The 10583-nt window shown below is 73.2% G+C and carries 8 protein-coding genes; 2 read left to right on the forward strand and 6 right to left on the reverse strand.

Features of this window, described 5'->3' with window-relative positions:
- The 3 genes from ABTY20_RS33765 to ABTY20_RS33775 all read right to left on the reverse strand — a co-directional run.
- Positions 1-656, reverse strand: a 656-nt coding sequence (locus ABTY20_RS33765; protein ID WP_352000961.1) for a CDP-alcohol phosphatidyltransferase family protein, incomplete at its 3' end; no start/stop codon positions are given.
- Positions 657-974: 318 nt separating this feature from the next.
- Entirely contained in the window at positions 975-2558 is a 1584-nt protein-coding gene (locus ABTY20_RS33770) for a PLL family lectin (protein WP_352000962.1), read from the reverse strand.
- Positions 2559-2601: 43 nt separating this feature from the next.
- Complete coding sequence (locus ABTY20_RS33775; protein WP_352000963.1) at positions 2602-3711, reverse strand: hypothetical protein; 1110 nt, start codon at positions 3709-3711, stop codon at positions 2602-2604.
- 269 nt (positions 3712-3980) lie between these two features.
- Between ABTY20_RS33775 and ABTY20_RS33780 the strand changes: the two genes are divergently transcribed.
- Positions 3981-5081, forward strand: coding sequence for an LCP family protein (locus ABTY20_RS33780; protein WP_352000964.1), 1101 nt, complete (start codon positions 3981-3983; stop codon positions 5079-5081).
- A gap of 21 nt (positions 5082-5102) precedes the next feature.
- Here ABTY20_RS33780 and ABTY20_RS33785 read toward each other — a convergent pair whose 3' ends face one another.
- Complete coding sequence (locus tag ABTY20_RS33785) at positions 5103-6119, reverse strand: PLL family lectin (protein WP_352000965.1); 1017 nt, start codon at positions 6117-6119, stop codon at positions 5103-5105.
- A gap of 86 nt (positions 6120-6205) precedes the next feature.
- On the opposite strand from ABTY20_RS33785, the gene ABTY20_RS33790 reads away from it, so the two are divergent.
- On the forward strand, positions 6206-6577 hold the full coding sequence (locus ABTY20_RS33790; protein WP_352000966.1) for an NTP pyrophosphohydrolase: 372 nt from the start codon (positions 6206-6208) through the stop codon (positions 6575-6577).
- Between the two features lie 50 nt (positions 6578-6627).
- Here ABTY20_RS33790 and ABTY20_RS33795 read toward each other — a convergent pair whose 3' ends face one another.
- On the reverse strand, positions 6628-8133 hold the full coding sequence (locus ABTY20_RS33795) for an amino acid permease (RefSeq protein ID WP_352000967.1): 1506 nt from the start codon (positions 8131-8133) through the stop codon (positions 6628-6630).
- Between the two features lie 148 nt (positions 8134-8281).
- The gene (dxs, locus tag ABTY20_RS33800; RefSeq protein ID WP_352000968.1) at positions 8282-10216 is read right to left on the reverse strand and encodes a 1-deoxy-D-xylulose-5-phosphate synthase; all 1935 of its coding nucleotides are present in this window, start codon (positions 10214-10216) and stop codon (positions 8282-8284) included.
- Positions 10217-10583 lie beyond the last annotated feature (367 nt).

The following is a 10583-nucleotide window of genomic DNA, read 5'->3' on the forward strand; positions in this document are numbered from 1 at the left end:
GTCCGCTGCCGGGCCCGGCCCTCCCACTCCTCGCGCTCGGCCCGGGCGCGCTCGGCCTCCTGCCGCTCGGCCTCGGCGCGCTCGGCCTCCTGCCGCTCGGCCTCGGCGCGCTCGGCTTCCTGTCGGTCGGCCTCGGCGCGCTCCTTGGTGACCTTCTCGATCTTCGTGCGCATCGACATGCGCATCTTGTAGATCTGCAGCGCGTCGACGTACCGCAGCATGTCCAGGAAGACCACGGCGAGGGCCGCCAGCAGGTAGAGCTCGCCGCCGGTGCGCAGGAACTGCCCGCCCATCAGGGCGAGGGCGCAGAACAGCACCCGGATGCGGTCGAAGACGTAGTCGAGCCAGCCGCCGAAGACCGTGCCGTTGCCCTTCAGGCGGGCCAGCTTGCCGTCGATGCAGTCGAGGATGAAGCTCAGGTGGTACAGCAGCGCGCCGATGAGCAGGGACCGGCGGTCGCCCTGGAGGAAGAAGCCGGCCGAGGCCAGCCCGATGAACAGGGCGGCCCAGGTGACCCGGTTCGGCGTGATGAACCGGAAGCGGGCGAGGACGATCAGCATCCGGGTGGCCACCGGGTCGACCAGGAACACGGTCCACCAGGCATCGCGCTTCTTGCAGGTCAGTTTTTGGACAGCCCGCAGCGACAGCTTGGCCATAACCCCTCAGATGAGCGCGAAACAGGACGAAAAGCCCTGCGGCCGCCCCACTGCGCCCCAGGGAGCTCATTCTCGAACCTACTTTTCACAGCTCGATCACATGAGCGACAGGAACTTTAACAATCTTTCATCTCACTGTCGACGCGCGTTTGCACTGGGTGACCGCGACCTGAATCACATTTTCACCGTACAACCATCCGTGAATTCCACATTCCGCAACGGCCGTCGCGGCCGGACGCGGGACCGCCGGGGCGGACGCGGCCCTCTTTTCGTGGCCGAAATTAAATCTTCCGTTTGTCCATCCGTATCCGTCCGGCCTCAGCCCTGGGCGGGCCGCCAGTCGCCGAAGGAGAATCCGCCCGCCCGCTCGTCGCACCCGGCCAGCACCAGCCGGCGGCCGGGAGGCCGGGCCGCCACGGTGAGCCGCCCGGTCCGGCTCACCGTGGCGGCGGGCGCCTCGTACGACGGCGCCCCCAGGTCCTGCCACCACACCCCCGTGTCGGGCCGGCCCTCCGGGTACGCGCCCACCAGGCAGGTGCCGTCCGGTCCCGCGGCGGTGAGCACCGAGTAGGCCCAGCCGTCGCGCTCCACTCCCCGCACGGCGCCCAGGGGCCCCGACCCGCGGACCTCGCCGAGCGGACGGGGCGCGGGCATGCCCGGCTGCCACAGACAGGCCTCGTTGGTGTGCAGATCGCGGAAGAGGACGGCGCCCGCCTCCGGTGCGGGCGTCAGGGTTCCGGGGCGGGGGGCGAACGGCAGCGCCCGGTCCTCGATCCAGGCGCCGCCCGGGCCGCCCGGGAACCAGCGGACCGCGCCCGGCGCGTCCCGTCTGCGGGCGTAGACCTCCACCCCGCCGTGCGGGGCCGTCACCGCGGCGAGGTCGTCACCGACCCGTGTGCCGCTCAGGTGTTCCCAGGCGGTCCAGCTGCCGTCGGCGGCCTGTCCGCGCCGGCTGATGCTGTGCCCGAAGTTGCGGACGAACACGTGCAGGCCGCCTGCCGCGTCGAACGCCGCCGCCGGGAATCCGACCGCGCGCGCCCGGCGCCAGTCGCCGCGGTTCGGCCCGCCGAGCGAATGCCACGGGGTCGGCGGGCCGTCGGTGCGGTACTGGGCCGCGTGCACGACCTCGACGTCCACCCCGCCGTCGCCGCGGGCGGTCCTGCGCAGCCCGAACACGTGCGGGAGACCGTGCGGGTCCCGCACGACGGACAACCCCGGCAGCAGCCCGGGCCCCTCCACGGGCTCGGGGCCGGTCCAGCGGCCCGGCGCGTCCTGGTACCGGCGCACCAGGCCGGCCGCGGTGGGCAGGAAGGCGGTCAGCCGGCCGTCGAAGCCCGCGGACAGCCAGGTGGCGGGCGCCGGGTAGCGCCGGCAGGACGCCGCGCCGAGGCCGGGGTCGGAGCCGGCACGATGGCAGTCGACGGACAGCAGCCGCCCGCTCTCCGCCTGCCAGGCCCGGGCCGCGGCGAGGGCGTGCGCCGCGGTCTCGGCGTGGGCGGGCGGAACACCGTACTCCGGCATGCCGCTCGCCCGGTCGAAGGAGAGGTGGACGGGGTCCGGGTCCAGGGTGTGCAGCCGCTCCGGGACGAGGTCGCGCAGCTCCTCGAGGAGGGCGGCGACCGTGTCACCGGAGTCCCGTCCGCCCAGCACCCTGGGGGCCCCGAGCACACCGCAGCCCCGGTCGGCGGCTGCGGCCAGGGCACGGTCGAGTGCCGCCCGGCCCTCCTTGGCGCCCGCCTGCAGCGCCACGACCGCGATCTCGGCACCGGCCTGCTCCAGTCCGACCGGTGTCACGGCGTCGGCGGGTTCGGGGACGACCACGGCGACGACGTGCGGACGGCCGCCCGCGGCGGTGACCGCCGGGGAGTCGGCGCCCGGCCGGTGCTCGGACCTTCGGCTCATGTCTGCACGCTCCTTCGCCGCCGGCCGGCGGTCTGCAGCAGGGTCATATGCGCGCCCAGTCACCGAGCGTCAGTCCCGGCCCGTCGATCTGGCGGGCCAGGGCCGGCGCGCCGTCCGGGTCCACGGCGAGGACGACGACCCGGCCGCGCCCGTCCTGGGCCAGCACCGGGTCGCCGAGGCAGTCCGCACCGGTGTCGGTCCACCACACGCCGTACCGCTCGCCCTCCGCGGGGCACACCCCCAGCACGACGCGGCCCTCGGCGTCGCGGTGGGCGAGCACCGTGCAGGGGTACCCGTCGAGGGTGACGGCCAGGGCCGCGTGGCGTCCGTCCCCGGGTTCCCCGCCCAGCGGCACGGGCCACTCGCCGGGGCGCACGGCGACGATCCCCCCGCCGTGCGGGTCGGTGAGGAAGTAGGTGACCCGCCCCGGCGAGGTCTCCAGGCCCGTCGCGGAGCCGGGGAGCGCGGCCACGCCGAGGTCGTGGCCGCGTTCGGGCACGGCGCCGGGCTTCGCCTGGCGCCAGGTGAGAGCGGTGGTGCGGGCGGGCGCGAGGAGCTCCACGTGTCCCCCGGACGTCGCCACCGCGCACGGGGTGTCGAGCACACCGGCGGCCTTCAGGTCGAGCCAGGGTTCCCAGCGTCCCTTGGTGTCCTCGCGGCACAGCGCGATCCGGCCCTCGGCGGTGGGCGCGAAGACGTGCAGCGCCCCCGCCGTGTCCACCGCGGCCGCGGGGACCCCCAGCTGGGCCGTGAGCTCGCGCCGGGCGAGCGGGTTGCCGACCGAACGCCACTCGCTCATCGGACGGCCCGCCTGGTACTGGATCGCGTAGACCAGGTCCACGGCGAGGGGCCGGTCGGCGTCACCGCGCACCCGGCGGCCCAGGACGTGGACGTACCGGTTGGCTCCCTGGACGAGGGTGCAGTGGGTGACGTCCTCGGCCGGCAGCACGTCCGGCCCCAGCCAGTCCGGGCCGCCCGGACCGCTCTCCGTCCAGCGCAGCAGCGCTCCGTCCACGTGCGCGTAGGCGAGGAGCCTGCCGTCGTGTCCGGGCAGCAGCCACGGTCCCGACCGCAGGGCTCCCGCCCCGCCGGGTTCGCCGCCGTCGGCCGACCGCCGCCGTCGCTCGTTGTCACGCGCCGTGCTGGCCCGCATGTCCGTCGTGGTCCTTCCCCGTTGCGCTGGCCCGGTGGTCCGGGTCCGCCCGCCGCGGAGCACCTGCCGCGGACTATCAGTGAGATCAAAAGCGCATACTATTTGTTCGGTTCGTGTTTACAAATGCCTCACACCCTGTGCATGATCGGACGATCATCCGCTTATAGTGCGGGATCGATCGGGCAGCATACGGACCGGCCTTCCCCCCACCCGAGTCCTCACGCCACACCACCGCCCCGAGGGGCACGACCACCGAGGACTCGACCAGGATGAGCCACGTTTCGACCCCCCAGCGCAGCGACTCCGACGCACCGTCCGGGCGCGGCGGCAGAGGCCGCAAGCGGGGCCGCACGGGGAAGCGTCGCACCGGCCGGTGGATCCTGCTGTCGCTGGCCGTGCTCGTGGTCGCCGCGGCCGGCACCGGCTACTGGCTGTACAGCGACCTCAACGGCAACATCGAGGGCGTCGACATCAACGACGCGATCGGCAAGGACCGTCCGGAGAAGCTGCCCACCTCCGGGCAGAACATCCTGATCCTCGGCTCCGACTCGCGCGCCGGCGACAACGCCGAACTGAACACCGGCAAGGTCGCGGGGGCGCGCTCCGACACGGCGCTGGTGATGCACATACCCGAGGGCCGCACCGAGGCCGTGGCCGTCAGCATCCCGCGCGACACCCTGGTGACCCGGCCCGACTGCACCAAGGCGGACGGCACCGAGGTGGGATCGGCCGAGCGCGTGATGTTCAACTCCGTCTACTCCCAGGTGGGTCCCGCCTGCGTGGTCAAGACGGTGGAGAAGATGTCCGGGGTCCGCATGGACCACTACGTGGAGATCGACTTCGCCGGTTTCAAGGACCTGGTGGACGCGATCGGCGGGGTCACCGTGACCGTCGACCAGGACATCCACGACAAGTCCAGCGGCCTCGAGCTGACCGCCGGCACCCACCGTCTGGACGGCACCGAGTCCCTGCAGTTCGTCCGTACCCGGCACGGCGTCGGCGACGGCAGCGACCTCGGGCGCATCGGTCTCCAGCAGGAGTTCATGATCGCTCTGCTGAGCGAGATCAAGAAGCAGGACCTGCTGGGCAGCCCCACCAAGACGTACAAGATCGCCGACACGCTGACCTCGGCGCTCACCACCGACTCCGAACTCGCCTCGCTCACCGCGCTGACGGACTTCGGCCGCAGCATGAACGGCGTCGACCCCGCCGCCATGGAGACGATCATGCTTCCGGTGGCGTACGACAAGACCGACCCGAACCGGGTGGTGGCCGCCGAGCCGCAGGCGTCGACCCTGTGGAAGGCGATCCGCAACGACGAGGAGATCCCGGAGTCGGCCAAGAAGTCCCCGGCGGGCGGCGGGTCCTGACACCGGGCCGGGGTCCCTGCCTCAGACCTCCTGCCAGGCCCGGAGCGCCAGCCCCGGCTCGTCCTTGCGGCGGGTGAGCAGGAGGGTGCCGGTGGACGGTGCGAGGGCGGCCGCGACGACCTCGCCGCGCTCGTCCAGGGCCACGGCCACCTCGGCGTCGGGGGGCAGCCGGGGCCCCGACTCGGTCCACCAGGCGCCGGCCCGCTCCTGCTCGGTGGGGTACGCGGCGAACGCGGTACGGCCGCTCGCGGAGCGCTGGGCCAGCACCGTGCAGTCGTGGCCCTCGATGTCGCAGCGCACGGCCGACACGGGGCCGGGGCCGGCCGCGGCGACGAGGGGCACCGGATCGTCGCCGGGGCGCCAGGCGCACACCTCCCCGTGCTCGCCGGTGAAGAAGACGGTGGTGCGTCCGGCGGAGGTGGCCAGCGCGCGCAGGGTGCCCGGACGTGCGGGCACGTCGAGGTCCTCCGCCCGCGCCGGCGGCGTGCCGGGCCGCTCCTGACGCCAGTGCAGGATCCTGTCCGGGGTGGCCGCGTACAGCTCGACCAGCCCCGACTCCCCCGTCACGGCCGCGAGCCGGTCCCCGACGTCCGCTCCCCCGAGGTCCCGCCACGGTTCCCAGCCGCCCTTCTCCTTCTGGGCGAGCAGGCTCACCCCGCCGCCCCCGTTGCGGACGAAGACGTGCGCGCGTCCCCGGTCGTCGACGGCGACGGCGGGTGTGCCGGTGCGGTCGCCCCTCCTGTCGGGGTGGCCGACGGGCGTCCAGTCCAGCGGGGCGAGGCGCGGGCGGAAGTGGGTGGAGTGCACCAGGACCGACCCGCCGTCGCCGGTGGGCCGCCAGGCGGCCAGGTGGGCGTAGCCGTCGGCGCCCTGCCCGACGGCCGCTCCCGGGTGGAGTCCCCGGTCGCCGCCGACCCTGCGGGGCGCCCCCCAGGGGCCGCCCTGGGCGAGTTCCGCGCGGCACAGGACGGCGTCGTCCGACGGCAGGTAGACGGTGAGGCGGCCGTCGCGGCCGCGGAGGAACCAGTCGCCGATCACCGGTTCACCCTACGCAAGCCGGTTCGCGGGGCGCGGGCGGGCCGGGTCCCGCCGGGGCCCGGGTGCCCGCATGGCACCCTGACGGTATGGATGACGCCGCCGGCCTGCTCGTGATCGTCGATGCCGCGAACGTCGTCGGGTCGGTGCCCGACGGGTGGTGGCGGGACCGGTGCGGCGCCGCGGAGCGGCTGCGCGACCGGCTGGCGGCGGAGGGCCTGCCGGACCACCCCGGTCCGGTGGAGATCGTGCTGGTGACCGAGGGGGCGGCCCGCGGGGTGGACTCGGTCCCGGGGGTCCGGGTGGACCCGGCCCCCGGCAGCGGCGACGACCGCGTGGTCGCCCTGGTGGCGGAGGCCGGTGACCGTCCGGTGCTGGTGGTCACGGCCGACCGTGGGCTGCGCCGCAGGGTGACCTCCCTGGGCGCGGGGGTCACGGGCCCGCGCGCGGTACGGCGGTAGGCCCGGGCCGGCCGGCGGGTACGCGGCCGGACCGGGCCGTCCGGGGTTCCTCAGCGGGACGGCGGGGCGGCGGGCCGGTCCTCGTGGTCCCGGGCCAGGCGGCTGTGGGTGCGGCTGTAGAGGAAGTAGACGACGATGCCGATCGCCATCCAGATGCCGAACCGGACCCAGGTCTCGGCGGGCAGGTTCAGCATCAGCCACAGCGAGGCGGCCACCGACACGATCGGCAGGACGGGCACCCAGGGGGTGCGGAAGGAGCGGTGCAGGTCGGGCCGGGTCCTGCGGAGGATGATCACGCTGATCGCGACGATGACGAAGGCGAACAGGGTGCCGATGTTCACCAGCGCGGCGAGCTCGTTCAGCGGGGTGAAGCCGGCGAGGACCGCGATGAGGACGCCGAGCAGGACGGTCGGCCGGTGCGGGGTCTTGAACCGGGGGTGGACCCGGGAGAAGAAGCGGGGCAGCAGTCCGTCGCGGCTCATCGCGAAGAAGACCCGGGTCTGGCCGAGCAGCAGGATCATGCAGACGGTCGTCAGGCCGACGGCGGCGCCGAAGCTGATGAAGCCCGCGAACCAGGGATGCCCGGTGGCCTTGAAGGCGTCGGCCAGCGGGGCGTCCACGGACAGCTCGCTGTAGTGCTGCATTCCGGTGACGACGAGCGACACCAGGACGTAGAGGACGGTGCAGATGAACAGGGAGCCGAGGATGCCGCGGGGCATGTCGCGCTGCGGGTTCCTGGTCTCCTCGGCGGCCGTGGCGACGATGTCGAAGCCGATGAAGGCGAAGAACACCACCGAGGCGGCGGTGAAGATGCCCATCACGCCGAAGTTGGCCGGGGCCCAGCCGAACATCAGCTGGATGAGCGGGGCGTCGAGGCTCTGGCCGGCGGGCACCGGCTTCGCGTCCGGGACGAAGGGGTCGTAGTTGTCGGCGGTGATGAAGAAGGCCCCCGCGATGATCACCACGAGGACCACGGTCACCTTGACGGCGACGACGACCGTGGTGACCCGGGCGGACAGCTTCATGCCGAGGACGAGGATGCCGGTGAGCACCAGCACCAGGACGGCGGCGAGGATGTCGAACCCGAAGACGTCGGCGCCCTCGCGGCTGCCCAGCGCCGCGGGCATCTCCCAGCCCGCGTTGGCCATCAGCGACTGGATGTAGCCCGACCAGCCGACGGCCACCACCGCCGTGCCGAGCGCGAACTCCAGGACCAGGTCCCAGCCGATGATCCAGGCCGGCAGTTCCCCCAGGGAGGCGTACGAGAAGGTGTACGCGGAGCCCGCCACCGGGACGGTGGAGGCGAACTCGGCGTAGCAGAGCGCGGCGAGCGCGCAGACGACACCGGCCACGGCGAAGGCCAGGGCGGTGGCCGGCCCGGCGTTGTCCTTGGCGACCGTACCGGTGAGGACGAAGATGCCGGTGCCGATGATGACGCCGACGCCGAAGACGGTCAGGTCCAGCGCGGAGAGGGACTTCTTGAGCGCGTGCTCGGGTTCCTCGGTGTCGCGGATGGACTGCTCCACCTTCTTCGTCCGGAAGAGCGGACTTGTCACGGGTACCTCCCACGCTTGTCGTCCTCGACATGATCGAGAGGGGCGTAGCTCGTATGCCCCGGCGCGGGCGCCTTCACGCGGACGGGCCGCGCGCGCCACTCTTCACAGTGGCACGGGCGGCCCGTCCGGGCGACGCGTGGACGGCGGGTCAGTCGCGGGCCGGTTCCACCGCGTCGACCGCGTCGGCGGCGGAGCGCTCGTACCGTCCGTCGAGCTTCGCGACCAGACCGGTGACCTGGCGGGCGATGTCGGGGGCGGTCAGCCCGATCTCGGTCATGACCTCGGCGCGCGAGGCGTGGTCGAGGAAGCGCGGCGGGATGCCGAAGTCGCGCAGCGGCACGTCCACGCCGGCGTCGCGCAGGGCCTGGGCGATCGTGGAGCCGACGCCGCCGACGCGCGAGTTGTCCTCGACGGTGACGACGACACGGTGCTTCTCCGCGAGCGGGGCCATGGCCTCGTCGACGGGCTTGACCCAGCGCGGGTCGACGACCGTGGTGGAGATGCCCTGCCGGTCGAGCAGCGCGGCGATCTCCAGGCACATCGGCGCGAGGGCGCCCACGGAGACCAGCAGCACGTCGGGGGCGTCGGTGCCGGGCTCGCGCAGGACGTCCATGCCGCCGACGCGGCCCACGGCGGGCACGGCGGGGCCGACGGCGCCCTTGGAGAAGCGGACCACGGTGGGGGCGTCCTCGACGGCGACGGCCTCGCGGAGCTGGGCGCGGACCTGGTCGGCGTCGCGCGGGGCGGCGAGCCGCAGGCCGGGGACGACCTGGAGGATCGACATGTCCCACATGCCGTTGTGGGAGGCGCCGTCGGTGCCGGTGATGCCGGCCCGGTCGAGCACGAACGTCACGCCGCACCGGTGCAGGGCCACGTCCATCAGCACCTGGTCGAAGGCACGGTTGAGGAAGGTGGCGTACACGGCGAAGACGGGGTGCACGCCGGCGTGGGCGAGGCCGGCCGCGGAGACGGCGCCGTGCTGCTCGGCGATGCCGACGTCGTAGACCCGGTCGGGGAAGCGCTTGGCGAACTTGTCGAGGCCGACCGGCTGGAGCATGGCGGCGGTGATGGCGACGACGTCCTCGCGCTCCTCGCCGAGCCTCACCATCTCCTCGCCGAAGACGCTCGTCCAGTCGGCGCCGGCCGTGGCGATCGGCAGGCCCGTGTCGGGGTGGATCCTGCCGACCGCGTGGAAGCGGTCGGCCTCGTCCTGGAGGGCGGGCTGGTAGCCGCGGCCCTTCTCGGTGAGGCAGTGCACGATGACCGGGCCGCCGAACCGCTTGGCGCGGGTCAGGGCGGACTCCAGGGCCTCGATGTCGTGGCCGTCGATGGGGCCGACGTACTTCAGGCCCAGGTCCTCGAACATGCCCTGCGGGGCGATGAAGTCCTTCAGGCCCTTCTTGGCGCCGTGCAGGGTGTCGTAGAGGGCCTGGCCGACGACCGGGGTGCGCTCCAGGAGGTCCTTGGTGCGGGTCAGGAAGCGCTCGTAGCCGTCGGTGGTGCGCAGGGTCGCCAGGTGGTTGGCGAGGCCGCCGATGGTGGGCGAGTAGGAGCGCTCGTTGTCGTTGACGACGATGACGAGCGGGCGGTCCTTGGCGTCGGCGATGTTGTTCAGCGCCTCCCAGGCCATGCCGCCGGTGAGCGCGCCGTCTCCGATGACCGCGACGACGTGGCTGTCGTCCCGCTTCATGATCTGGTTGGCCTTGGCGATGCCGTCGGCCCAGCCGAGCACGGTGGAGGCGTGGCTGTTCTCGATGACGTCGTGCTCGGACTCGGCCTGCGAGGGGTAGCCGGACAGGCCGCCCTTCATCTTCAGCCGGGAGAAGTCCTGCCGGCCGGTCAGCAGCTTGTGCACGTAGGACTGGTGGCCGGTGTCCCAGAGCACCTTGTCCTTCGGCGACTCGAAGACCCGGTGCAGGGCGATGGTGAGCTCCACCACGCCGAGGTTGGGGCCGAGGTGGCCGCCGGTCTTGGAGACCGCGTCGACGAGGAAGGTCCGGATCTCCCCGGCCAGCCGGTCGAGCTCCTCCAGGGTGAGCCGGTCCAGATCGCGCGGTCCCCTGATGCGGGTCAGCAGCGGCACCCGTGCCTCCTTGCAGTAGAGCTGATCGAGCTGTTGCCGGGCGGGTCGAGTCTAATCTTCCGCTCAACCGATCGGTCCCCGGGCGGTGCGTCGTACATCACCCGTTCGGCGATGCCCCGGATGCGTGCGTCCTACGACACGACTGTTGCCCGGTGCCTGAAGGCACCGGGCAACGGCGACACCCCGGGGGCGCGGGCCCTACCGGTCCGCGGCCCCGCCGCGATCCGTCACGACGGGGCCGCGGCCGACGCACGTCCTAGGGCCTCTCGTTCGGATCATGTCGGCGTCGCGGGGCTTGGCACGCGCATCTGCCGCGTTGTCGTCAGTTGCCAACGCTCCGCGTTGGCGCCCTCCTCCGCCTTGCATC

Source organism: Streptomyces sp. NPDC126497 (assembly GCF_040302425.1).
Taxonomy (GTDB): domain Bacteria; phylum Actinomycetota; class Actinomycetes; order Streptomycetales; family Streptomycetaceae; genus Streptomyces.